General features: G+C 48.4%; 22 protein-coding genes. 8 read left to right on the top strand and 14 right to left on the bottom strand.

Translation table 11 applies throughout. The features are described 5' to 3' along the window. Positions 1-46 precede the first annotated feature (46 nt). The 3 genes from DDZ15_RS06605 to alaS all read right to left on the bottom strand — a co-directional run bounded on the left by DDZ15_RS06605 (position 47) and on the right by alaS (position 4,947). Positions 47-1,030, bottom strand: a complete 984-nt coding sequence (locus DDZ15_RS06605) for a pyruvate dehydrogenase complex E1 component subunit beta (protein ID WP_109646287.1) — start codon at positions 1,028-1,030, stop codon at positions 47-49. Positions 1,031-1,084: 54 nt separating this feature from the next. Next, positions 1,085-2,200 (bottom strand): pyruvate dehydrogenase (acetyl-transferring) E1 component subunit alpha, encoded by a 1,116-nt coding sequence (pdhA, locus tag DDZ15_RS06600; RefSeq protein WP_109646286.1) that lies wholly within the window; start codon positions 2,198-2,200, stop codon positions 1,085-1,087. 86 nt (positions 2,201-2,286) lie between these two features. Further along, positions 2,287-4,947: an alanine--tRNA ligase gene (gene alaS, locus DDZ15_RS06595; protein WP_109646285.1), complete on the bottom strand. Its 2,661-nt coding sequence runs from the start codon at positions 4,945-4,947 to the stop codon at positions 2,287-2,289. Positions 4,948-5,160: 213 nt separating this feature from the next. Here alaS and DDZ15_RS06590 point away from each other — a divergent pair, with 213 nt between their 5' ends. Genes DDZ15_RS06590 through DDZ15_RS06580 form a run of 3 tightly spaced genes read left to right on the top strand, consistent with a single transcriptional unit; the run spans position 5,161 to position 7,819 of the window. Beyond that, positions 5,161-5,736, top strand: a complete 576-nt coding sequence (locus tag DDZ15_RS06590) for a DUF502 domain-containing protein (RefSeq protein ID WP_109646284.1) — start codon at positions 5,161-5,163, stop codon at positions 5,734-5,736. 1 nt (position 5,737) lies between these two features. Beyond that, positions 5,738-6,898, top strand: coding sequence for an aminotransferase class V-fold PLP-dependent enzyme (locus DDZ15_RS06585; protein WP_109646283.1), 1,161 nt, complete (start codon positions 5,738-5,740; stop codon positions 6,896-6,898). Positions 6,899-6,907: 9 nt separating this feature from the next. Continuing rightward, complete coding sequence (locus tag DDZ15_RS06580; RefSeq protein ID WP_109646282.1) at positions 6,908-7,819, top strand: YihY/virulence factor BrkB family protein; 912 nt, start codon at positions 6,908-6,910, stop codon at positions 7,817-7,819. A gap of 1 nt (position 7,820) precedes the next feature. On the opposite strand, the gene DDZ15_RS06575 is transcribed toward DDZ15_RS06580, so the two are convergent. From DDZ15_RS06575 to DDZ15_RS06565, 3 genes are read right to left on the bottom strand one after another with little or no spacing between them, the layout of a single operon-like run. Further along, positions 7,821-8,450: an ATP-binding cassette domain-containing protein gene (locus tag DDZ15_RS06575; RefSeq protein WP_109646281.1), complete on the bottom strand. Its 630-nt coding sequence runs from the start codon at positions 8,448-8,450 to the stop codon at positions 7,821-7,823. 14 nt (positions 8,451-8,464) lie between these two features. Further along, positions 8,465-9,694 (bottom strand): hypothetical protein, encoded by a 1,230-nt coding sequence (locus DDZ15_RS06570; RefSeq protein WP_109646280.1) that lies wholly within the window; start codon positions 9,692-9,694, stop codon positions 8,465-8,467. Between the two features lie 50 nt (positions 9,695-9,744). After that, entirely contained in the window at positions 9,745-10,095 is a 351-nt protein-coding gene (locus DDZ15_RS06565) for a response regulator (RefSeq protein WP_109646279.1), read from the bottom strand. A gap of 425 nt (positions 10,096-10,520) precedes the next feature. Here DDZ15_RS06565 and DDZ15_RS06555 point away from each other — a divergent pair, with 425 nt between their 5' ends. The 4 genes from DDZ15_RS06555 to DDZ15_RS06540 all read left to right on the top strand — a co-directional run bounded on the left by DDZ15_RS06555 (position 10,521) and on the right by DDZ15_RS06540 (position 14,109). Continuing rightward, complete coding sequence (locus DDZ15_RS06555; RefSeq protein ID WP_109646277.1) at positions 10,521-11,291, top strand: electron transfer flavoprotein subunit beta/FixA family protein; 771 nt, start codon at positions 10,521-10,523, stop codon at positions 11,289-11,291. A 50-nt stretch (positions 11,292-11,341) separates the two neighbouring features. Next, positions 11,342-12,325 carry an electron transfer flavoprotein subunit alpha/FixB family protein gene (locus DDZ15_RS06550; RefSeq protein WP_109646276.1) on the top strand — a complete coding sequence of 328 codons (984 nt, stop codon included), beginning with the start codon at positions 11,342-11,344 and terminating at the stop codon, positions 12,323-12,325. Positions 12,326-12,389: 64 nt separating this feature from the next. Beyond that, positions 12,390-13,715: an FAD-dependent oxidoreductase gene (locus tag DDZ15_RS06545; protein ID WP_109646275.1), complete on the top strand. Its 1,326-nt coding sequence runs from the start codon at positions 12,390-12,392 to the stop codon at positions 13,713-13,715. Positions 13,716-13,806: 91 nt separating this feature from the next. Continuing rightward, positions 13,807-14,109: a ferredoxin family protein gene (locus tag DDZ15_RS06540; protein WP_109646274.1), complete on the top strand. Its 303-nt coding sequence runs from the start codon at positions 13,807-13,809 to the stop codon at positions 14,107-14,109. Positions 14,110-14,237: 128 nt separating this feature from the next. On the opposite strand, the gene DDZ15_RS06535 is transcribed toward DDZ15_RS06540, so the two are convergent. Genes DDZ15_RS06535 through DDZ15_RS06520 form a run of 4 tightly spaced genes read right to left on the bottom strand, consistent with a single transcriptional unit; the run spans position 14,238 to position 17,601 of the window. After that, the gene (locus DDZ15_RS06535; protein ID WP_109646273.1) at positions 14,238-15,416 is read right to left on the bottom strand and encodes an NHL repeat-containing protein; all 1,179 of its coding nucleotides are present in this window, start codon (positions 15,414-15,416) and stop codon (positions 14,238-14,240) included. Between the two features lie 30 nt (positions 15,417-15,446). Further along, a complete protein-coding gene (ytxJ, locus tag DDZ15_RS06530) occupies positions 15,447-15,848 on the bottom strand; it encodes a bacillithiol system redox-active protein YtxJ (RefSeq protein WP_109646272.1) in 402 nt (133 codons plus the stop codon). Then, positions 15,845-16,927, bottom strand: a complete 1,083-nt coding sequence (locus DDZ15_RS06525) for a 6-phosphofructokinase (protein ID WP_109646271.1) — start codon at positions 16,925-16,927, stop codon at positions 15,845-15,847. Before DDZ15_RS06525 ends, ytxJ begins: the two co-directional genes overlap by 4 nt. After that, complete coding sequence (locus DDZ15_RS06520; RefSeq protein WP_158278637.1) at positions 16,924-17,601, bottom strand: L-threonylcarbamoyladenylate synthase; 678 nt, start codon at positions 17,599-17,601, stop codon at positions 16,924-16,926. The genes DDZ15_RS06525 and DDZ15_RS06520 overlap by 4 nt, the downstream gene beginning before the upstream one ends. A gap of 387 nt (positions 17,602-17,988) precedes the next feature. Between DDZ15_RS06520 and DDZ15_RS06515 the strand changes: the two genes are divergently transcribed. Continuing rightward, positions 17,989-18,696 (top strand): metal-dependent hydrolase, encoded by a 708-nt coding sequence (locus DDZ15_RS06515; protein ID WP_109646269.1) that lies wholly within the window; start codon positions 17,989-17,991, stop codon positions 18,694-18,696. 405 nt (positions 18,697-19,101) lie between these two features. On the opposite strand, the gene DDZ15_RS06505 is transcribed toward DDZ15_RS06515, so the two are convergent. The 4 genes from DDZ15_RS06505 to DDZ15_RS06490 form a co-directional block, all read right to left on the bottom strand. Continuing rightward, the gene (locus DDZ15_RS06505) at positions 19,102-21,783 is read right to left on the bottom strand and encodes an exo-rhamnogalacturonan lyase family protein (RefSeq protein WP_146198531.1); all 2,682 of its coding nucleotides are present in this window, start codon (positions 21,781-21,783) and stop codon (positions 19,102-19,104) included. Then, positions 21,780-22,652 carry an ROK family protein gene (locus DDZ15_RS06500; RefSeq protein ID WP_109646266.1) on the bottom strand — a complete coding sequence of 291 codons (873 nt, stop codon included), beginning with the start codon at positions 22,650-22,652 and terminating at the stop codon, positions 21,780-21,782. The genes DDZ15_RS06505 and DDZ15_RS06500 overlap by 4 nt, the downstream gene beginning before the upstream one ends. 131 nt (positions 22,653-22,783) lie before the next feature. Next, on the bottom strand, positions 22,784-23,677 hold the full coding sequence (locus tag DDZ15_RS06495; protein WP_109646265.1) for a PIG-L deacetylase family protein: 894 nt from the start codon (positions 23,675-23,677) through the stop codon (positions 22,784-22,786). 141 nt (positions 23,678-23,818) lie between these two features. Continuing rightward, on the bottom strand, positions 23,819-25,222 hold the full coding sequence (locus DDZ15_RS06490) for a RagB/SusD family nutrient uptake outer membrane protein (RefSeq protein WP_199222899.1): 1,404 nt from the start codon (positions 25,220-25,222) through the stop codon (positions 23,819-23,821). Positions 25,223-25,242 lie beyond the last annotated feature (20 nt).

Genomic DNA, 25,242 nt, shown 5'->3' with positions numbered 1-25,242 from the left:
CCTATGCCTGCATACTCATCCTGAAAGACGCTATCCATTCACGGAATCAGCCCCTGTAGGTTACTGAATTCACGGCCTGGATTACCTGCTTTGCATCAGGCAGCCACAGATCAAAGAGTGATTTTGAGAACGGTGCACTTACATCGGGCAGCGTTACTCTTCTTACGGGTGCGTCCAGGTAGTCGAAAGCGTCACGCTGAATCAAAAATCCGGCTTCAGCCGCCAACCCTCCAAATGGGTGAGCTTCATCAACAATCACACACCTATTCGTTTTCTTTACGGATTCAATAATGGTTTCAATGTCGAGAGGCTTTATTGTTCTGGGATCGATGATCTCCGCTTCCACACCGTCTTTCTCAAGCTGATCAGCGGCTTGTTTTGCGATATGATACATTTTACCCGATGCCACAATCGTCACATCGTCACCTTCTCTTTTTACTTTCGCTTTGCCGATCGGTATGATGTAATCTTCCTCCTCGGAAACCTCGCCTTTCATACCGTACATTTGCTCCGATTCCATAAACAGAACCGTGTCATTGTTTCGGATTGCTGATTTCAGCAGGCCTTTTGCATCATCCGGCTCAGAGGGATAGATAACGCTCATCCCCGGAAACTGGGCATACATGGAGTCGTAAGCTACCGAGTGGGTTGCTCCCAGCTGCCCTGCAGAAGCATTGGGACCCCGGAATACGATGGGGATGTCGAGCTGTCCGCCCAGCATATACCTGGCTTTTGACGCATGATTGATAATCTGGTCGGCAGCGAGAACGGCAAAGTTGAAGGTCATAAACTCAACGATGGGTCGAAGGCCATTCATGGCGGCACCCACACCGATGCCTGCGAATCCAAGCTCTGAAATCGGTGTATCGATCACCCGCCTGAAACCGTATTTGTCGAGCATGCCCTCTGTAACCTTATAGGCTCCGTTGTATTCAGCAACTTCTTCACCCATGATAAAAACGCGTTCGTCGCGGTCCATCTCCTCATCGATCGCCTCGCGTATTGCTTCTCTAAATTGTAATTCAGCCATTATATCGGATAGTATTGTGTTGAAAGTCTTTGTTTGAAGGAGTGTGCACGGATCCTAAAACCCTTTGAAGTCATCGCGGTCATGAAAATGGGGTTCATCCGCGTACATATCTTCAAAGAGAGCCTCATTTTCCGGGAAGGGAGAATCCTCCGCATAGTCTATAGCTTCGAGCACCTCTTCTTCGATTCTTTCTTCGATTTCCTCAATCTTTTTCTTGCCGGCTACCTTTTTGTCGATAATATACTTCTTGAGCCGTTCAACAGGATCTGTTTTCTGGTACTCCTCCAGCTCCTCTTTGCTTCGATACTTTTGAGGGTCCGACATGGAATGTCCCCTGTATCGGTAGGTACGGATCTCCACAAACCACGGCTTGGAATCCTTGCGAACCTCTTCAGCTATTTTCCGCATATTTTCGTACACGGTGAACACATCCATCCCGTTGAAAACAGCACTTTTCATTCCGTAACCTTTCGATCGTTCGTGAATTTCATTAACGGTATGCCTCCGGGCAGACGTACCCATGGAATACCCGTTATTCTCTACCACGTAGATGCATGGAAGGCTCCAGAGCTGACTCATGTTGAGTGTTTCGTGAAGTGCTCCCTGGTCAACCGCGCCATCGCCAAAAAAGCAGGCGGTAACGCGATCATTTTCCTGATACTTATTTGCAAAAGCAATTCCCCCGCCAATCGGTATGTGTCCGCCTACTATTCCGTAGCCGCCCCAGAAGTGATTTTCAACCTTTGCAAAGTGCATCGAGCCGCCCTTTCCTTTCGAGCACCCGGTTTCTTTGCCAAACAGCTCAGCCATTCCTTCTTTGGGTGTGACACCCCGGACGAGTCCCCAGCCATGGTCGCGATAGGCTGTAATGATATCATCATCATCATTCAGTGCAAATACTGTACCCGTAGAAACGGCCTCCTGACCAATGTAGAGATGTAGAAATCCGCCAAATTTACCTTTTTGATACATTTGCATGGCGCGTTCCTCGAACCGTCGCTGCAGATACATCTGTTCATACATCGACAGCACATCATCATCCGACAAGTCGAGATCCTTATGGGATTTTTCAGTGGGTTCCGGGAGATCAACAGACTTTTCAACCTTGCCGTTGGTACTGTTTTCTAACCCAATAGGAGTAAAAAAAGCTTCTTGTTGTTTTTTCGCCATACTCAGGTTTAGTCCTAAAAATTCATATTCAGATTAGTCGATTAATATACCCAATATTTGAAAGATTTCAGAAAGCAATCCGCGTTTTATGACAGCTGTTCCTTTATCCAGCCGGCTACAGCATCCATTGCTTCCTGCAGTTTATCGGGAAACCTGCCTCCTGCCGTGGCCAGATTGGGCTGGCCACCGCCGCCTCCGCCCACAATCTTTCCAAGATTTGAAACCAGTGCACCGGCTTTTATTCCTCTGCCAACGAGATCGTCCGTCAGAGCAGCCATCAGATACACTTTCCCTGACTCCTCATCCACAGAACCCAGCACAATAACACTCCGCTCCTTTGTTTTTTGAATGGCTTCGTATCCGAGCTGTTTCAGCGTATCCATTTCTGCGTGTGGCACGGTTCCGGTGTATAGCTGTACTCCTTCCACCTCTGCCGCGCTTGCCAGTACCGTATCCAGGGCATCCCCCGCTTCAGCCTGTTTCAGCTGCTGCAGCTCTTTCTCGAGTTCTTTGTTCTTTGCCATAAGCTCCTCGATGCCGGCAACCACATCTTTTTGAGCCCCCAGCAGAGTTTGTACCCGTTCCACGAGGAGCTTTTCCTGTCTCAGTTCCGAATCCGCTGCTTCACCTGCTACGGCTTCAACCCGCCGGATTCCGGATGCAACCGATGTTTCGCCCGTAAAACGGAAATATCCGATGCTTCCGCTTGCATTGACGTGCGTGCCTCCGCAAAGCTCAACCGAAAAGCCAGGATCGAACGTGATGACACGCACCCGATCGCCGTATTTTTCACCAAAAAGCATCATTGCACCCCTTTTTCTGGCCTCTCCGACCGGGACGTCCCGTTCCTCTATAAGCGGAATATTCTCGCGCACTTTTTTATTAACCAATGCCTCAATTTCATTGAGCTCGTTTTCCTTCAGAGCATCATAGTGTGAAAAATCGAACCGGAGCCTGTCGGGGGCTACAAGCGATCCCTTCTGTGATACGTGCTCACCAAGCACCTCACGCAGTGCTGCATGCATCAGGTGAGTGGCAGAGTGATGCTTTTCAATCTCTGCACGGCGCTTTCCGTGCACCGAAGCCAGCCATGTCCCGGACGGGTCATCCGGCAGTGCGTCCACTTCATGAACATGGCCATCGGCTGATTTCTGAACATCCACAACATGGATGGTTTTGCCATTCTGTACAAGAGTCCCGGTGTCTGCAACCTGCCCGCCCGATTCGGCATAAAACGGAGTACGGTCAAGGATCAGAAAATGCTTTTTCTTTTCGGTTGCATAAGCAATGATGCAGCACTCCGTTTCTAGTTCATCGTATCCCACAAATTGTGACCCTTCATCGCTTACCACCGTCCACTCTATCTCGCTTTTTGCCGATGCCATAAACTTGCCGGATGAGCGTGCGCGCTCTTTCTGCTCGTTCATCAGTTCTTCAAATCGCTCCGTATCCACTTCCACTCCTTTTTCCCTGGCCATGAGCTGGGTTAGATCGATCGGAAATCCGTATGTATCGTGTAATTTGAAAGCATCATCACCTGAAATCTTATTGGAATCAGTGATCACGGATTCAAACAGTTCAATGCCCTGGCCCAGTGTCTTCAGAAAGCTTTTCTCTTCCGCCCTGATAACGTTTTGCACAAACTCAAGCTGAGAGTGCAGTTCCGGAAACACATCCGTAAACTGTGCAGCCAGTACGGGTACCAGTCTGAACATAAACGGTTCCCGTAATCCGAGACTGTCCCATCCGTATCGAACGGCCCGACGCAAAATACGCCGGATCACGTATCCCCTGCCTTCATTGGAGGGAGAAGCGCCGTCTGCAATCGAAAAGCTGACCGCTCGTATATGGTCTGCGATCACTCTCATCGCAATATCGGTAGACTCGTCCGTACCGTACGACTTGCCCGCTATCGATCCGATATTCTGTATAATCGGCTGAAATACGTCAGAGTCGTAGTTGGAGGTTTTACCCTGCAGAACAGCACTGATCCGTTCAAAACCCATACCGGTATCCACGTGCTGTGCGGGCAGTTTATTCAGCGAACCGCCCTGCTGCCTGTTAAACTGAATGAATACCAGATTCCAGATTTCCATAACCCGCGGGTCGTCCCTGTTTACAAGCTCCGCACCGGGTATTTTTTTGCGATCCTCTTCACTGCGCAGGTCGATGTGGATTTCCGAACACGGTCCGCATGGGCCGGTTTCACCCATCTCCCAGAAATTGTCCGCCCGGCCGAACCTGAGAATATGATCCGGATTAATATTCGTTTTTGACCGCCAGAGCTCTTCAGCTTGCGTATCAACCGGTAGTCCATCATCAGAATCACCACCGAATACCGTAGCATACAATCGGTCGGGTTCAAGTCCCCAGCGATCTACAAGAAGCTCCCAGGCCCACTCGATAGCCTCTTCCTTAAAATAATCTCCGAACGACCAGTTTCCCAGCATCTCAAATAGGGTGTGATGGTAGGTATCGTGGCCCACCTCCTCCAGGTCGTTATGCTTGCCGCTCACACGGATGCACTTTTGGGTATCCGCTGCCCGCTGCCATAGTTTGCCATTGCGTCTGAGCCCCTCCTTTTCACCGAGAAATATTGGCTTGAACTGGTTCATTCCCGCATTTGTAAACAACAGGGAAGGATCATTTTGAGGCACAACGGGTGCACTGTCAACAATCAGATGGCCTTTTTCCTTAAAAAAATCGAGAAATTCCCGGCGTATTTCAGCCGAAGTCTTAACTGGCATGGATTTCAATTAGAGCGTTGTAAATATGACTGTATCAAGCTTGTTAAAATAGAAAAAAAAGTGCTGAACCTCATCTGCTGATTGCTGCCTCAAACAAGTTGCTCCAACCTGGCTCTAATGAGGGCTTTCCCATTCTGTGCTTCATTTTATGTAACTTTCAGCCGGCACGCACTCTATCATACCGTGCCCGTAAACCCTTATAGTACAACTTCAATGAAAACATTTTTCAATTACTTCCTTCGGGGACTTCTATTCATCTTTCCGATTTTTGCAACCTTCTATGTTGTGCTGCAATTGATCAACTGGATTGATAATGCTTTTTCTTCCCTTTTTGATCAATGGCTTCCTATAAATATACCCGGCCTGGGCGTTGTAACGGCGCTCATTGCTATTGCGCTGCTTGGTTTTATTGTGAGCCGTGCCATTTCCAGGCCCCTCTTTACCTATTTTGATCAGCTTCTGGCGCGCATACCGCTGGTAAAAATTATCTATACCGCCCTTAAAGACTTTATTGAAGCCTTTGTTGGTGACAAAAAGAAGTTTAACCGGCCTGTTATTGTTACACTTACCGATGGCATTGATCGCCTGGGTTTTATAACGGAAAAAGATCTTTCCTTTCTGGGCCTGCCCGACAGGGTTGCAGTTTACTGCCCCCACTCCTATAACTTTTCCGGAAACCTGTTTTTGGTTGAGCCGTCCCGCATCAAACCGGTAAACATAAATCCGGCTGATGCCATGAAGTTTGCAGTGAGCGCCGGAGTCACACAAATTGAACAAACCGCTGAATAAGATGATTGAAGCATCCACAGAAATGGATTTTAAACAGAATGTGCGAAGCTGGTTTCCCCACACGCAAACAGGTCATATCTATCTGAATCACGCTGCCATATCCCCGATATCCGTTCGTGTGAAGGATGCGATTGATTCGTTTATCCTCGAAAGGCAATCCGGTCCAATCGACAACCTGGAAAAGTGCATGAAGATCAGCGAAGAGACCCGCAAACTGGCTGCTGATTATCTGAATGCAGACTCCCCGTCAGCCATCACGTTTACCGGGAATACCTCTGACGGAATATCCGCTGTTGCGGAAGGGTTACAGCTGGAAGCCGGTGACGAAATATTGCTCAACAGCATGGAGTTTCCAACCAATGTGCAGCCCTACCGTGCGCTTGCATCGCGGGGGGTTAAAACGCGCGTGCTCGACACTCCCCAGAATGAAATAACCGCATCTATGATTGAGAAGCGGATCAACCCGAAAACAAAGGTAGTTTCCATCAGCGCAGTTCAGTTTCTCAGCGGATATCATGCCGATCTGGAGGCGATTGGCAAGCTCTGTGAAGAACGCGGTGTGTGGTTTGTGGTCGACGCCATTCAGTGTCTGGGTGCGTTTCCGATTGATGTTCAGGCTTGCCGCATCAGCGCTCTCGCAAGCGGCAGCCACAAATGGCTGATGAGCCCAATGGGAACCGGTATTCTCTACACGGCTCCGTCACTCGCCGAAAAACTGCAGCCCAGTAAAACCGGATGGCTGTCGGTTGAAGAACCCTGGGATCTGTTTCAGTATGAACAGGACTGGCTGCCCTATTCGCAACATCTTGAAACAGGAACGCCCAACATGATTGGACTTGCGGGACTGGGTGCCTCTCTTAAAATGTTTAAGGAGATTGGCTATGAAAGGATCAGCCGGAATGTATTAACCCTCTCGGGATACCTGACCCGCCGGCTGGAGGGGCTTAGCGGTGTGAAGGTGATCTCTCCGGCAGATGATGCACATCGCGCAGGTATCGTAAGTTTCACAATCGATCGTATTGAAAATGTACAGGCGCTTACGGATGAACTCAAAAAGAAGAAGATTACCATCTCGTCCAGAGAAGGAGTATTGCGTATTGCCCCTCATTTTTATAACACCACAGCCGAACTGGATGCCTGCCTCGAGTCACTCCCGCTATAGTGTGTGCCTATGATACAAAAGATTAAATACCTGGTTGCAGAAACCATTCGGAAAGCCGGACAGGATGATATTATCACCCAGGGGGCTGCCATTGCATTCTATACCATCTTCTCCTTCGCACCGCTCTTTATCCTGATTGTAGCTCTTGGAAACCTGTTCCTGAGTCAGCAGATGTTTGAGGCACAGATCAAGGAGTTTCTGCCCCGCCTGCTTGATCCGGATACCGTGGACCTTCTTACCTCCTATATGGAGAGCAAAGCAACGGAAGGAGAAGGCCTGCTCACTACCATTTTTGCCTTGGTAATTGTGGTTTTTGGTGCAACTGCGGTGATTGGGCAGCTAAAATCAACGCTGAACCGGATCTGGAATGTATCGGAAGTACGAATTCATTCTGTATGGAATTTTCTTCTGAACCGGCTTCTCTCATTTGGAATCATTATCCTTATCAGCCTGCTGCTGATCTTCTCTCTGCTTGCTGAAGCTGCATTTGCGGTGGTTGCAGAATTTTTTGTGGGACTTGTGCCCGACCTTGAATTGGCTCTTTTTCGGGTTTCAGCACAGCTGGGAACAATTGGTTTTTCCACTATTTTCTTTCTGCTGATTTTTAAAATCCTTCCGGATGTGAACGCTCCATGGAAAGATCTGCTGATCGGCTCGCTTGTCACAACGTTCCTTTTCCTGATAGGCAAATATATCATCGGCTTTTATTTTACCAGCACCGACATCGAAGCCGCTTACCGTGCAGCCGGATCCCTGGTAATCCTGATTCTCTGGGTATACTACAATGTGCAGACTATTCTGCTCGGTGCCGTCTTCACCCAGGTGTATACGAAGAAGTACGGGGGCACTATACAGCCCTACCGCTATGTATCGCTTGGCGGGCGTGCTGACCGGCCTGATTCGAACGGATCAGAGAATTAAGCTATTTTTTCATTGGAAATTCCAGCTGATCGTCAAACAGTTCGCTCAGGTTTTCGGCCGAGTGCGACGACATGAAGATAAGGGCTCCCCTCCCGCGAGCTTCACCGATCATTCGGGTTACCACTCCACGGGTGGTCTGATCCAGCCCCCGCAGTGGTTCATCCATTATCAGCACATCGGGTTTCACTATGAAAGCAGCGGCAATTTGCGCTTTCTTTTTCATTCCTGTGGAGTAGGTACCCATTGGGTCATGATATTCGGGTAGGCTCAGACGATCAAAAATTTCTTGAATTTTCCCTGAACCGCCGTTATCCCACAGCTTCCTCTTCCTGAGAATCCACTCCAGAAGCTCCCCGGCTGTTAGATGCAGCGGCAGGCTCTCTTCATCGTGAACCAGCCCCAGATGGCCCAGATATTTTCCGGGCTCCTCATGAATATTGATACCGTTGTACAAGACCGTACCGGATGTGGGAAAGGAGTTTACCGACAATATCCTGAGGAACGTGGTCTTGCCTGAGCCATTGGGACCAAATATCCCGATGCACCTTCCTGACTCAAACGTCTCGGAAATTCCTTTAAAAACAGGTTTTCCCGCTTTGTACTGCTTGGTAAGATTTTCTACAGAAATCATGTGGCTAATTTAGACTATTGAACAGATCTTTTCATCCGGAAGACTCCCGCTGCCGAGAGCAGTGCACCGCTCAGCAGGTAGAAAACCATCACCGTCAGTTGGTCCGGTAATTTTGGATATCCAAACACAAACAGCTGCGCGTTCATGCTGACAAAAAGGGGTACGAGCCATCGCAGCTGCATCCAAAACCGAATCAAAAACCAATTGAAAGGCGAATCGATCCATCGCAGCAGCCAGTTCGGGGCCATGCTTTTCTGCATGGTAAGAAGAATAAAAAGGTGATGAACTACACTGAAAATAATCCACAATACAGTGATGAATTCTTCACCCGGCCTCTGGTAGGCTACAAACCATATTAAAAAGTGTCCCGCCAGCACGGCACGGCCTGCAGGTATCTTCCGGTCAATCTGCTGAAGAAACTGCCAAACCCCTGCCCTTAATTCGAACGGCACCCACCATAACTGATCTGCCTTTCTGCGTTCCACTGTTGATTCATCCCCGCTCCCGGAGTTAAAAAATTCATTATAAAATGCGTTTGTGGCATAGTAGTGCAGGGCGGTTTGCACCCTCAATTTAACAAATGAAATCAGTCCTAAAATCAAGACAGCTGCAGCGGTCAGCAGTTCAACCGTACTGCCATACATTTCACCCAGGAAAGCGCCTGCCACAACGGCCATCATACCCGTAACGGAAACCGCAATGGTATTTATCATACTGGGAATGGATCCCGGGTCGAGCGGATACTTCATGTAATCGGCAACCTGCTTTCTGATTCGAAGACCCTTTTCCGATTCCTGCCAGAATTGTGAGTCTGACCCGCTGCGCAAGTACCTTGAAAGCGAAATTAAATTCAATCCTACGAATAGAAACACTCCATAAAATGCATACAGCAATTTGTTTGAAAATTCACTGAACGGAGCCTGTGTATCGCCCAGAATAATACTGGCGATGAGCAACAGCAGGGGCCACTGCCACGTGATGTAACGGGATACGATGTATTTTATCAGCCGTCCCTTTGTGAGATTTGCAAGCTGAACAAGAGTCACTCCGGGATCGGGGAAAAGCAGGTAGGGCGTTATAAATGCGATGAGTCCGGAAAGGGCAAAAAGCAGATAGCGAAGCGTAACAACCCTTTCATCAAAAGAGTAGTCGCCCGCCCATATCAAACCGGCGAATGTCGCCAGCAGAATCAGTGCCGCATTGCGTGTTATTGACCTGTTTCGAATCAAGGTTTCAGTAGACAATTCCAGTTTCCTTCAGAACTGCCCTGAATATAACGGAAATGGGAAACTCTCTAACCAATGATTTTTCTCAGATCTTCCAGGCGTATCGGCTTTACCAGGTAGGCCTCATAGCCGGTTCCTTCCGCTTTGGTCCGGTATCCGGGATCCGCATTTCCAGTAACAAAAATAATTCGCGGTTTGGACAGCTCTTCCCTGATTCTGAAGGCGGCTTCAACCCCGTCCATCTCACCTGCCAGGCGGATGTCCATCAGAATAATATCGGGTTTATTGTTGAGTGCCGTTTCAACCGCTTTTTCACCGGTATCCACAACTTTAAGAACTTCCAGGCCCAGACGCTGAATCATCTTCTCGGCTGAAAGAGCGATGATCAGATCATCCTCTACAATTAATACTTTTTTCACTAAAGCTTATCGGTTAAGTCAACATTTTTTCACTCCTAGACGGCATCACTCTACAGACAAGAGTAACGTAGCCCCAATTCGTTGCAAGTTAATTTGATAATAAATGTAAAATTACACTAATTATTGATTTTAATTTATTTATCAATTAAATACTATTTTGATTACTGATAGTATTTTGGGTTACGCCCTGACCGAGGAATCAAAAGAGCACATTGCGAACCTATTCACGAGCCCACTGTTCAATTCAAGCATGCTATGAAATTCGTTCTGATCGCCGGATCTGCTTGCCGGTGACCGGAATGAGAGGGGTTGCTCTCCTGTTGATGCAATCAGGAATGCAGATAAGTTTTTTATTTCTCGTTTCGTATATTTCAGAAATGCCAAAAAAGCGGTTTCATCGTTGAATCTAAATCAAATCATCAAGCATGAAATTCTACGTTTGTATTAAACAGGTACCCGACGTCAACGCTCCCCTGCAGATCAAAGAGGGACATCTTATACAGGATTCCGACCGTAACATTTTGAATGCCTATGATGCTTCAGCCGTGGAAGAAGCACTTGTTTTAACGGAAAAACACGGCGGAGAGGTTGAAGTGGTTCTGATAGGATCCGAAAAAGCCAAAGAGACGCTGCGAAAAGCCCTCGCAATGGGAGCTCACAAAGGCACACACATCTTGTCTGACGCTGACGAAACGTATGATTCGTACGGTTACGCGCAGATTCTGGCTGCCTTTTTTAAAGACAAAGAGTATGATTACATATCGTGCGGCAAACAGAGCCAGGATACCGATGCCGGTTTAACCGGATCCATGCTGGCAGAAATGCTGAATCTGCCATATACCACAAACGCGGTGGGTCTGGTAGCGAACGGAGAATCCCTGGTTGTTAAACGACAGGGCGATACAGGACAGGAGATGATTGAACTGCCATCACCCGGACTTGTTACCTGCTCGAACGACATGAACGATCCCCGAATTCCCAGTCTTAAGGGTATTATGCAGTCTAAAAGAAAGCCTGTGGATACCATTGCCATATCCGATCTCAGCGGATCTGCCTCTGAAGCAGGTGCCAAAACCACTATTCTGGCATATGAAGAAAAACCAGAACGGGAGCCCGGCAAAAAGTTTGAAGGGGAACCTGAAGATATCGCACGGGAAGTAGCCCGTCTGCTGGATACCGAAGCCAACGTAATCTGATTTCAGCAATAACATTCGAATAACCATACCATACCTGAAAAAGAATTTTCATGAGTACTCAACTGCTTACCTACATCTCTGTAAACGACGGAAAAATTAAACGTTCATCGCTTGAGGTTTTATCGCGCTGCAACCAGCTTGCAGAAAAGCATGGCGGCACATCTGCTGCCATTGTAATCTCAGATTCCGTCTCCGGAATCGCCGATGAACTTAAACAATACGGACCATCCGCGATCTACACGATCGAAGACCCCATATTTAAAAACCACCTGAACACTCCTCTCCTGAGGGCCATGTCGAAAGCGGTGGAAGAAATCCAGCCCAGCGTTGTCGCTTTTGCATCGACGGAAGGGTCGAAAGACATTCTGGGAGCTCTCGCTGCGAATAAGAAGGCAGCAGCTCTTCCCGACATGTCAGAATTTGAACTTTCTGATGGGGGTGTAAAGGGCAAGCGTCCCGTAATGGCATCCAAAATCATTTCCGCCGTAGAAGCTACCGGAAGCCCTGTTTTTATCTCCGTGCGATCGGGCTCTTACGATGTTGCTGAGAATGAAACAAATCCGGAAATTACCTCCATCCCCTTTTCGTTCAGTGACGATGATCTTAAAATTACGCTGCGCGAAATTATCTCCGCGTCATCCGATCGTATTGACCTGAATGAAGCTGAAGCCGTTGTTGCCGCCGGACGCGGTGTAAAAGACGAAGAGGGCCGTGAACTGATTTCCGAGCTGGCTTCGGTTCTGAATGCCGGAATCGGAGCATCAAGAGCTCTTACCGAGGCCGGTGCGTACGATCCAAGCCTCCAGATCGGTCAGACCGGAAAGGTGGTATCCCCGCAGCTTTATATCGGCGTAGGCATTTCAGGCGCTATCCAGCATGTGGCGGGTATGGCAAACAGCAAGGTTGTCGTAGCCATCAATAAAGATCCGGATGCTCCCATTTTTGACATTGCGGACTACGGATTGGTGGGTGATCTCTACAAGGTACTCCCTCCCTTTATTGAAGAATTGAAGAAAGTGAAAAGTGAAAAGTGAGAAGCTTTTTGCCTTTTACTCCCGGGGAATCGGGACCTTTTGCCTTTTAAATAAATAACTGTTTATGGACGAAAAGTTTGACTGTATTATCGTAGGAGCAGGTGTAGCCGGTTTGGCTGCAGCAATGGTTCTGGCACGCAGCAATATGAAATTTCTGCTGATTGAACGCGGCGAATTTGCAGGCTCCAAGAACGTTTCGGGTGGTGTGCTGTGGGGGCATGACCTCGCTAAACTGGTTCCGGACTACTGGGAGGAGAAAGAGGCCGGCTGGGAGCGCTTTATCAACCACAGGCGGCTGACCTTCATGGATGAAGAGTCAACTTTTTCACTGGATTTCAAATCCTCTCATTTTAATGAGCCCCCCTACTCCGGAGTTGTGGTTCTGCGCTCCAAGTTTGACCGCTGGCTTGCCGATAAGGTACAGGACGCTATCGATGCCAGCGACTACGCCATGGACTCCTTTATCGCTACCAATATTCTGGTAGATCAGATAATTATGAAGGATGACAAAGCGGTGGGGATCAAAACGGGAGAGGATGAATTTTTTGCAGATTCTGTAATTATTGCGGAAGGGGTGAATAACCTTCTCACCCGGCAGGTGGGTTTACAGACCCAATACGTGCCGGCCGATCATATGCTAACCGGAATCAAGGAGATTATCCGTTTCGATCAGAAGGAGCTGGAAGACAGGTTTCAGCTCAACGGATTGAGCGGGATGAGCAATGAGTTTGTGGGGTGGGCAACCGACGGTGTGGAAGGCGGAGGTTTCTTGTACACCAATCGCGACACCATATCCCTGGGACTGGTACTCGGAATCAAGGATATGCGCGAAAAGAATAAGAGTCCTCATGATGTACTGAATCATTTCAAGTCGCATCCCGCAATTGCAGATATCATACGAGGCGGTGAGATTGTAGAATATACGGCTCACGTAGTCTCTTCCGGCGACAAACGCGCTATGCCGAAAGAGCTCTATAAAGACGGAGTTCTTCTGGCCGGTGAATCGGCAAACCTGCTGATGAATGCCGGCAAAGCCATACAAGGCATGGATTATGCCATGAGGTCGGGTATTCTTGCAGCCGAAACCATCGTGAAAGCAAAAGAGAAAAATGATTTCACGTCTGCCACGTTAAGCGGGTACCGCAAGGCACTTGACGACAGTTACGTCATGAAGGATATCAACGGGTTTCAGGATGCGGTACACCTGCTGCACACACCCACAATGCAGCATGACGTTCCCAACCTGATCTGTGATTTCGGCCGTCAGTTTTTCACCATTAAAAATGAGCCCACTCCCAAATCAAAAGATATGCTCAGGGGAGCCATCAAACGGCACTCTTCCTATTGGGATCTGATTAAATTGGGAGCCAAAGGCGCGAAGGCGCTTTAGCAGGAGGATTTTGTCAGTGGTCAGTGGTCAGTGGTTAATTTTGACTGAGGATATCCAATAATCAATAATAAATAATCAATAATCATTTAGAATGAAGCTTTTATCACTTCAGGAACGGCTTGGTTTGGTGAGCTACCGCAATCAGGCTAAATCGGAGATTAAACCGCATATCACGGTTGAAACGGACATTTGCAACTCCACCTGCCCGCACAAGTGCACTACGTACGTCTGTCCGGCCAATTGTTATACCATGGACGACCAGGGCAAGGTCCATTTTCAGGTAGAAGATTGTATTGAGTGTGGAACATGCATGTATGCCTGCGACCAGGGAGCGGTGAGCTGGGAGTTCCCCGATCCGGAAATCGGCCGCGGGGTTACCTGGAATTACGGGTGATGGTGTTTGTTATAAATCGCCGGTTTGATACCAGAGTTCGTTAATTAACCAGCCCTTTTGAAAGGCCTTATTTGGGTTCATATTCTATCATCTGAATCACGAAGTGTTCTTAATTTTTCATTGACACGTCATTCTGCAGAACCTTCTTCCCGTATAATATATCTGACCACATCCTCAAATCCGTTTTCGTCATTCTCGACTACATAGGCATAGCCTCCCTCCACATGAACAATTTTTCTTTCGGAAGGCCAAAGAAATGTTGAATGACGCCCGTCAGAATGGATCACATACCACTTGAATTCATGCCTCTTTTCTGTAATCGCTGACACCCATATTCTCCCCCCGTCGTCACTCACCATGGAATAAAGAGCCGGCCATCTCTCCGGATATTCAGCCGTCTGACGTACTCTCAGAATCTGCTCATTGTGACTGAATTGACCGTCAACGATCTCTTCCTTATCAAGCGGGGCACGTTCGTATCGGTGATAAATCGTATTCAACAGGCCATATTCCGGATCATGCTTTTCCAGAATAAAGTCGGAGGTATTTGCACTAACAATGCGGCCTGTTCTGTCGGCCGCCAACAGTGGGCGAACCGGACGCTCAAGCATAAATGCAGCGGGCTTTCCGGCATAATCGCCAACCAGGTACCGGCTATCGGATTGGATCAGAACAGAGTCTGCCAGTAGCTCACCTGTTCTGCTGACCGTTGCATAAACCACCTCTCTTTCCGGGAAAAACGCCGGATTGCGTGAATCTTTGAAACCAATTAAATAGGTTCCGTTTTCATATCTGTGAATCGGTGTTACAACCGTATGACGTGCAGATACCGAGTCCCTGTATTGTTCAGAACGCACGCTTAATGAATGGGTCAATTCACCGCGCTCTGCATCCAGTACGGTAATCCTCTCAGATTTACCGTCATAAACATGAAGCCTTCCGCCTGAAAACTGAATGTTGTCAATTTGAAGAAACTCTCCTTCATCCCGGCCGTATCCGCCAAATGTTCCGGTTCTGGTTCCATCTGTTTCGAACCTGTAAACTTCCCTTCTCTCCCAGGCTTCACCTGCAATCAGAACGGCTCCTGATTCATCGACCGCCACACCGTTCACGCGATCGAGAAGAAGCGAGTCTTTAAACGCAATATCCCGCTGCAGCGAAATCCGGCCGGTTTCATTCCCGCCGTTGAGTACTGTAAGCGGATCACGGTCGCGGAGGCTTTCTGGCAGTTCGGATCGCTCTGAATTCATACAGCCGGTCACCAGCAATATGATAGCAAGCAGGGTCAGGTAGGTCAGTCTCTTCAACAAAATAGTTCGTTAAAAAATTAGTACGGTTTATCCGGGGAGTTGCTTTTCTATCTCTTCGTTCAGGATATCCTGACGGATGCGTCCGTGTGAAGTACTGAAGACGGCCTCATCGTTCTTCAGAATGATTACCTGGGGTGATTCGTGGCGTATGGAGGTTTTACGCGCAATTTCTGATGAAAGTTCCCGGTTACGAATCACATCAACATAAACAAAATGTACACTCTCAGAATAGTTTGCCATAACCTGTTCAACGGCTCTTCTTGTCATAAAACAGGTTGCGCAGCGGTCGCTGTGTTTGTAGATCAGAACCGGTTTTCCGGATCCATTTACATGCTCTTTCAGATCGCTGAATTCTGACAGATGAACCCACTGAGATGATGCGTCCTGCTCATCTCCCGATAATGCTCTTAACCGGTCAAAAAAACTCACTTTGAATTACCCAGGCATATGCCGATCTCTTTTGCAGTAAGAATGGTATCGCTGTCTAACGGTACGTTTTTGACCTTTCCTGCTACATCCTCAAGCGGTATGCGCTTTATGCTGTTTTGCTGCATTACAATCATGCGGTTAAAATCCTTTTCATCCAGCGCACGGATGGCTGCTGCTCCAAAGCGAAGAGAAATCAGCCGGTCGTACGTTGACGGTGTGCCGCCTCTCTGAAGGTGTCCCAATACCAGTGATCTGGACTCTTTGCCGGTTTTTTCGCTTAAAACATCCTCCAGGTACTCCCCAATGCCGCCAAGCTGCTCCGATTGTCCGGGCTCTTTACCTTTAACAAATCTATGACCGTCCTCTTCAACGGCCCCTTCGGCCGCTACAATAATGGAGTAGGTGTCTCCCTTCCGCTGCCGTTCCATCACTTTCTCAGCTATGGCGTCGACATTAAACCTGATCTCAGGAATCAGAATGGCGTCTGCCGACGCAGAGAGTCCCGAATGAAGTGCTATCCATCCTGCATATCGCCCCATCACCTCCACGATCATAATGCGCTGATGAGACTGTGCAGTTGTTCTGATTCTGTCGATGGCCTCGGTTGCGGTGGTTACCGCCGTATCAAAGCCCAATGAAACATCGCATCCCCAAATGTCATTATCTATGGTTTTGGGTACGCCTACTACGTTTAGACCCTTTTGTGACAGCCGATGGGCGATGTGCATAGAACCGTCTCCTCCTATGGCCACCAGCGCGTCGATACTGTACTTTTCAAACTCCTCTACAACGGCATCCGAACGGTCTTCGAGCTCAACCGAACCATCTTTTTTTGTGACAGGCACCTCAAAAGGGTTTGCCTTGTTGGCCGATCCCAGAATGGTACCGCCCATCATGGTAATTCCTCTTACACTGTCGTAGGTAAGTTTCTTAAATGGATGTTCGGTGTAGATAGACCCGTATCCATTCATAATACCCATCACTTCCCAGCCCCTTCGCAGTGCCGATAGGGTTGCTGAGCGTATCGCCGCATTCAATCCGGGTGCATCGCCTCCTCCGGTGTTAATCGCAATTCTCATACGGGCACCCCGTCATTCAGTTCCATCCCTTCCAGGGCCAGCGCTTCGTCCAGCTTCTCCAGGCCAAGCCCTCTTCGCAGAAGTTCGGGTGTACTGCCGGTAAGGTCGAGAATGGTTGTCTCGACGGCTGGCAGCTCTTCCTGGTCGTCTACAACCACATCCACAATATTATCAAAGCGGCTCAGAAATAGCTCCCGGTCACCGTCTTCCGGATTGGCATGTTCAATCCCGGGAATTTTGGCCGTGGTTGCAAGTACGGGATGCCCCAGTTCATCAATTAAATCAAGGCATATGGGATGGTCGGGCACGCGTATTCCCACGGTTCGTTTCTTCGGGTGAGTAAGAAGCCTTGGCACCTCGCGGGTAGCCGGCAAAATAAAGGTGAAAGGGCCCGGAATGAGTCGCTTGATGAGTTTAAAATTATCGTCTGTCAACGTTGCAAAGGTAGATACATGCTGCAAGCTTTGGCACATTACCGTAAGGTGGCTTTTCTTGTCCATTCGCCGAATCTTCCTGATCCGGTCTATTCCTTTCTTGTTTTGGTAGTCGCACACCAGTGCATATTGGCTGTCGGTTGGAATAACTGCCACTCCTCCGTCGAGCAGTACATCCGTGAGTTCAAAAATTTTTTTCTTATGTGGAGAACCCGGATCCAGTTTTATTCGGTGTGGCATATCATTTATCATATTTTAATTCTGTTTTCAATCTGAAATAAGGTGATCTAAACGTAACGGACTGACTCAAATGGAACACTATGAACAAAGAAAAAATGTAAACCATTAATGAGTCCATCAGCCATTCCCGCCCGCATTTTACCGACAGGGTGATTATTTTTTTAAGGTTTCTTCTACCACTTTAAGCAATCTGTATGGGAAATTCATCATAAATAATAAACTTCCGGTATGATGATCGATACATGCGCTGATACATCGGGTAATCCTTTAGCGAGCATTTGTCCGCAATCGTAATAGATCTGATGGATTAGCCTGATTATCAACGAATTCAGACTGCCTTTTGTTTACCTTATACTGAATAAACAGCAACTAAATCAAAATAATTTTATGGATACAAAGATAAAAGCATGGTGGATGGGACACTCTGCATTTCGATTGGAATCACCTGCGGGAAGTGTTATTTATATTGATCCGTTTTTATCACAGAATCCGTCTACACCCGAGCAATTCAAACATCCGGATGACGTGGATTATATTCTTCTTACTCACGGGCATGAAGATCACGTAGGCGACACCCTCGAACTGGCATCTGAAACAGGATGCACAGTCGTAGCTCAGGTTGAACTCTCAAACCTGCTCAAAAACAGGGGGCTGAAAGATGACCAGCGCATAGAGTTTAACAAGGGCGGAACCGTACACTTTGATGATTTTTCCGTAACACTGGTCAGCGCCAACCACTCATCCTCATTCGATGGTGAATATGCGGGTGAAGCAGGCGGACTGGTTGTCTCTTTTGAAGATGACATCTGTTTCTACCATCTGGGCGACACCAATATCTTTTCTGACCTTGAGATTTACGGTGAGATCTATCAACCGCATGTTGCAGCCGTTCCTATCGGTGATCATTACACGATGGGACCACAGGAGGCGGCGATCTGCTGTGAAATGATTGGAGCAACCATGGCTGTTCCCATTCATTACGGTACTTTTCCGGTATTGACGGGCAAACCCGAAGATTTTAAATCGTTCACCAATGAGTACTGCGATACGGATGTTGTGATCCCTGAGCCGGGCGAACAATTTCTGGGGTCATGATAGACTAACTCTCAGATACGTTGCCTACAAAAGCCATTTTGCGCGAGCAGGATGGCTTTTCTTTATGAGGAAACCCCGGTACATACATCCTGACTTTGAAAAGAGTATAAAGTCTATCCCAAAGTCTCGGGACTGAACTCCGAGCCGCAGGCAATTCCCACGAAGTGAACTGCACGCAGCAGTCAACTACGCATAAGCTTCGTTGACCAAGGGGTGCAGGGTGCAGGGTGCAGGGTGCAGGGTGCAGGGTGCAGGGTGCAGGGTGCAGGGTGCAGGGTGCAGGGTAAAATCTAAATCAAAGATCTCCACCCTCCAATCTCCAATCAGATCCACCCCGTGTCCCTTTCATTACTCCCTTTTCACTTCTGCCTTTTCACTTCTGCCTTCTGCCTTCTGTCTTCTGCCTCACCTGACTGCACAATCCAGCCCCGATGTATTGGCCCGCTGTTTGAGGCGATCTATGGTGTAGGCTACATTGAAGGCATGAGTCCAGCCATAAATGCGCAGCCCGCCGGTAAATGTCCATATCGGGCTGCCACCACGAAAAGACGGGCCTTCACCCTGTCCTGGCAGATTGCTTGCGCCCTCGAGCGCATCAGCAAGGTCACGCTGGGTTGAATAGGATTCAAACGGCTGCGGCAGTTCATCCATAACCAGATGACCTGAACGACTGCAGGCTTCCAGCAGATAGTTCTCTTCGCCGGTGAGGTCATACCCAACCAACAGCATATGAATGCTTGAGAGATAGGACTCCATATCATGATCAAGCGGCGGATTGTAGTACATGCTTCTGGCATGAGTTACCAATGCGCGTTCCACGTCCGGACGATCCCTCATCTGAAGGTATTTGGAAAGCCCGTGTGAGATGTAGTTTTGCGAATATCCGTACCGGTCGATATTGGCCCTGCCTCCCTGTTCTCGCTGCAGTTTCAAAAAGATATTTACCCGGTCGTCCAGCTCCTTACCATAATCATAATCCTTGGTGGCGTCGTACAGTTCAGCCAGATTCCAGATTGACAGGTAGAGCCTTCGGCCTGTGAGTCCGTGGCCACCAAATATTCTCCTTACGTAGTAGTCGCCGGTAAGTTTGGCAACATCCAGTCCGCGGTGGTACCCGTCCAGGTAGTAGGAAGCAATCCAGCCCGGAACCCAGACGTGTGCGGAGAGCATGGAGATCCACTGCTGCCCTGCATGGCGGCGGCCCATGCCCACATAGGGCCAGATTTCATCCTGGGCCGCGTGGTCAAACCAATCGAGGGAACGGTTGGTGTCACCCCGATAATCGCGGGGTACGGGCCAGTGCGTATTGTCCACATCCATTGTATGCCGGCTGGCATCCCTGGCCATATCGTAATATTCCGGATTTCCGCTCCTCATGAAATTGAACCACCACTGAAAATCCTGTGCGGGTTCGTTGTTGGCCCACTGATACCATTCATAATTGAAGAAATAATTTTTCACATCACCGTAATCGAATGTACCGTACCATGGCTCCCAGTCGCGATTAAAGAGCATCCATTTCATTTTATATTCCACGCTGCGCTCCAGACCCTGAAAATTGTGATCTGTGCCCGCAAATGTACCATAAACACCTGAATCGCTATACCAATCGGCACCCGCATGGGCTACAGGGGGATTTAAAACCAGGTTCAGCGAGGTACGGATTGCAGCTTCATCAGCCTCTCCGTCGTGGAAGCTGATTGCCATTTCGGTGGTTTTGGTAAGGCCCTGGGCAAAATTACCCACCATGCCTCCATCAGGCTCCGTATCGGCACGTTCAAAACCCATTGGAATCTCATTGGGTGACCAGGAGTAAGCGTGTAACAGGTTTCTTGCGGAATTGACTGCCAGTTCATTCGGATACTCAACAATCATATTGCGCATTCCGATGCTGATGCTGCGCCTTCCATCGGTCAGCGATATCCATCCTTCCGATTTTTCTGACTCTGTCACAACATCTCCTGCGGAAACCCTGGCTACAAAACCTTCATCGATACGGGTATCCGCACCGGAATTGGCAACAGGGGGAATTCCTTTGGGATCCGGGCCGGTTTGAAACAGAGATGCTTTCTCTCCTTCACCGAGTGAATATTCAAATAATCTAGCCTCCCCTTCTTCCCACCAGTCTCCATCGAGCAGGGATGTGGTTATTTGTTGATTCTCTTCAAGATGATATTGAAGTCCAAAACCCATAGAACGGATCCGGTCATTGGGTTGCGTAAGACCCGGATCACGGCTGCGTACTTCCTCATCCACAAGCTTTTCAGTTTGCGTTCCGATATCCTCATGCTGCCGGCCATACAGCGGACTGCTTTTATCAGGTTTGCCGGTATAGGTAACCGTATGGAGTATTTTTACATAAGATTTGCCGGCATACGCGTGCAGGTAGGTTACAAACGGAGCATTTTCATGTCCCTCGCGTTCGTATTCGTATTCGCCTTCCACCCTCAGGATGGCATGCATGGGGCCGGATCCTTTCTCAATAAAATGCTGATGAACCACAGCTTTTGATGTATCCACGCCCGCATCGTCAAGAAGGTCAAGAAACGTGCCTCGTCCCGCAATACCGGTTAGAATGGTGTGCTCTTCATCAAAACCGTTCATTTCGCTGTTGAACTGCACCCTGTCGATGAAACCGGATTCATTGCGTTTATTGACCCTGATATGCAGCGTGCCGGTATTGATCTCTGCAAATCCGCTTTCGCGCTGATTGTTCTTAAAAATGATCGGGTTCTCCGTAAATACACTCTGACGCACGCTGTCTCCGTACTCAACCGTATACTCTTCGGATTCATCTGCAAAGAAGAAAACCCAAAGCCACTTAATGCTTGTATCCGCAGGTTCCCATGTCGTCACTTCCGTTTTTTGCGAGGCGATCTCCTCTCCCCTTGCATTCAGTACGCGCACATGGTCGGGTGATTGTAATGCCCCTTTTGGAAACGGCAGCCCGAATTTAACGGGGATGCCCGGTTCCGCATGCTGAACCGTTACGGTAACGCTGCCATCCTGTGCCATGGAGCTGCTGCAGCTTCCAAGCAGTGCAGCAACAAGCAGAATGAACATGAAATTGAATAAGCGAAGAGTCATTTTTCTGTTTTATTGACGTTTACATTGCTGCTGGCACACAAGGCCGCTGCACCGAGCACCGCAACGTGCTCGGTTTTGGAAACCATGATTTCAACGTTTTTTAACGAGTTGGGATACCCAAAACTTTTTAATTCACTTTCAAACCCCTCCCGGAACAGCGGAAAGGTGGAGCTTACCGATCCTCCCATTATGATCAGCTCCGGATCAAACGTGTAGAGTACTATCTTAATCGCTTCAGCCACGTGGCCGCCGAATTCAAAGAAGAGTTTTTTGGATGCGGGATCATTGTTTACGGCCCTTTGGTATACCTCTTCACCCCGCACTCCCACCAGGCGACTGAAAAACTGGCCGCTGCAGTAGTGTTCAAGGATCGATTGTTTGTAGGGAATCATCCCAAACTCACCCGCTCCGCAGTTACGGCCTTCATATATTTTGCCGTCCAGTATAATACCGCCCGCGAACCCCGTGCCGATGATCACACCAATCATGTTTTGTTTGCCTCTGCCATGCCCAAACATGTACTCTCCCAGGGCAAAACAATTTGCATCGTTGTTTAGGGATACATTTTTTCCCGTTTTCTCTTCCAGAAGGTCTTTCAGGTGTACTTTTTCCCAGCCGGGGATATTTTGGACGTCGTACACAATGCCCTCATCCGAATCCACGACGCTGGGAACACCGATTCCGATTTCCTCCGCTCCGTTATCAACGGATTCTATCATTTCGGTCATCACATTGAGAACAGACATCACGGATTTATCCTCCGGAAGTTCCCTTCGTTCAAGTGCATTAAGCCTGCCATCCTCAACCAATCCAACCCTGATATTGGTGGCTCCCAGATCAATCCCAATTATTGGTGCATGTTGTGTCATATACAGATCTCCTTAATGAAATGATGTAGCCACTTTACTGGATATGGTGATATATTCGTCTGGCTCACTTATGGTTAGAAAAGCCGGAAAGCCATCACACTCACCGGCTTTGGTACGTTATGAAGATTAGGTTAATTACCCAGCATTGGGAAAATCATTCGAATTTCATCATCTGTTGGCCTGTAACCGTACTCTGCAATTTCAAATGATTCCGCATATCTGAACTGCGAAGCTTTTTCCGGACCATACCATTTTTCCAGTCCGGCACGCTGTTCATCAGACATCTCACGGTTGATCCATCGCTGACGGAGCCAGTCAAGCCTTTCATCCGGATCCTCGGGCACCTCATCAAGGCGTCCTGCAGTCCAGGGGAGCCATTCATACATCTGTGATGTGTGCGCATCCAGTCCCGCAAGCTTGGTTTCAATCACATCATCGATACCCACCACGATATCGTGGCTGAATGGATTCGGCTTTGAAAATCTGTCCTGCATATAAAGAAATACCGGGTTGTTCGCCACAGGAGGCGTATCCGGAGCCACATTCGGCACAATCACCATATAGGAAGCATCTATTACAAGCTTGCCCGCATTCCGGTGATCGGGGTGATAGTCGTTGGGCCGCAATCCGAGAACCACATCCGCATTCCATTCACGAATGGCCCGAATCACATCCATGCGTATATGCAGTTCGGGGAGGAGTTCAGCATCGTGATTGTCAAAGACTTCATACTCTGCAATTCCCAGCCGTTCTGCAGCTTCATGAGATTCTTCTCTCCGTATCCTGGCCAGTGCTCCGCCTCCTTTTTCATGATGTCCTGCATCGCCGTTGGTAAGGGAGAGAAACTTTACTTCATGTCCCATTTCAGCCATCAAAGCTGCAGTTCCACCCATTTTTGACTCTGCATCATCCGGATGTGCAAAAATTGCAATCACACGAAGCGGCGTGTCGGCCGATGTGTTGATCTGGGCGCGTACCGGAAGAGCCGCAGCCAGCATAAAGGAAATTAAGATGAGGTACTTCATGTATACTCCGTTGATATTATTTTAATTGATGTTTTTCATTCGCTTTGTTGTACTTCCCCGGCATACCAAAGGCATGCGGGGAAATATCAACTGAACGAATAGGCATTGATATAATTAACTATTTATAAATGGCCGGTCTGCTTACAGTGGATTTTGAGTCAACGCACCCGGTGATGCATCTATCTCTCTCTGCGGGATCGGATAGAGCAATCTAACATCGGATTCGGTCACACCCTCATCCGAAAGAAAATCGGCCATTATCTGTTGTGCGACACCAAATCGTTTAAGATCGGGCCATCGCTTATTTTCGCCCGCAAATTCGCGGCGTCGCTCCAGGAGCAATACTTCATTATATGGTAGCCCCAGACCTTCTGCGGGATCAACCAGACCGGATCTTTCACGTACTTCATTGATCAAACCCCATCCTTCCGGTGATTCGCCAACAGCTTCTGCGAGCATCAACAATACGTCAGCATACCGGAATACAATAAAGTTGACATCCGAATCAAAAGCGATTGTAGGATTAGAGTCGTACTTCGTGAGATAATCATCACCGCCGGAGGTTATGCCGAATCCATCGATGAAACGATCGTCACCTGCATCATAAGCTGCCAGCAAGTCATCAGTTGGTGTCTGAGGAGCATTTCCGCCACCTACACCACCTGAAATCGCATTGTCCGGAGAGTAGTACTCGGTAAAACCGCTGCCAACTCCGGCTCCGCCTGACTTATACTGAATCTCAAAGATCGACTCGATATTGTTTTCATTACCGATACCCCAGATATCAGCAAAGTCGGGCACCAACTCGTACTGGTTAGACTGTACAACACGACGAAGTGCAGCTTCAGCAGCACCGGAATTGCCGTTAGTCAGTTCTACAAGACCAAGAAGCGTAGCTGCCGCACCGCTGGTTACTCTCCCTATGTCACTACCGGAGTAGGATGCGGGAAGCAAACCCTCTGCGGTTTCCAAATCATCCGAAATCTGATTGTAAATTTCGGTTGCAGACACCTGATTGATAGTTACACTTGGAGATGTGACCTCTTCTAGCTGGAGTGGTATGTTTCCAAACGCTACTGCTAAATTATAATAGACCAGTGAGCGGATAAACAGTGCCTCGCCCCTGATTCGATCACCTAATGCCGGGTCATCCAGTGTAGCCTCATCAAGCCTGCTAAGGATTGTATTGGTGCGTGCAATCACCGCATATCCGCCGGCCCAGGTATTTTCCAGTTCGCTCGCCGTTGTAAGCTCGTCGAACAGTGTGATCCGCTCAAGCGATTCGGCCAGACCGGTTGCACCACCGCCGTTATCCATATTATCGCTTCTCATTTCATTCAGCAGCATGTAGTTTCTGCCATATGCATCATTGGAAGCCAGCCCTGCATAGGCGCCGTTGATGGCTACTACGAAGTCTGTATCCGTTCTGTAAAAGTTCTCAACATTACGGTCTGATTGCGGAGCCAGTATTGTGAAATCTTCTCCACAAGAAACCAGAATCAGTAATGCGGGTATTACCAGCAATATGTTTTTTAAACGTTTCATTGAATTCACCATAGTTTCTT

It is taken from the genome of Rhodohalobacter mucosus (genome assembly GCF_003150675.1).
Taxonomy (GTDB): Bacteria; Bacteroidota; Rhodothermia; order Balneolales; family Balneolaceae; genus Rhodohalobacter; species Rhodohalobacter mucosus.
Note: the sequence above shows the minus strand (reverse complement) of the source record. Positions and strands in the feature narration are given on the sequence as shown.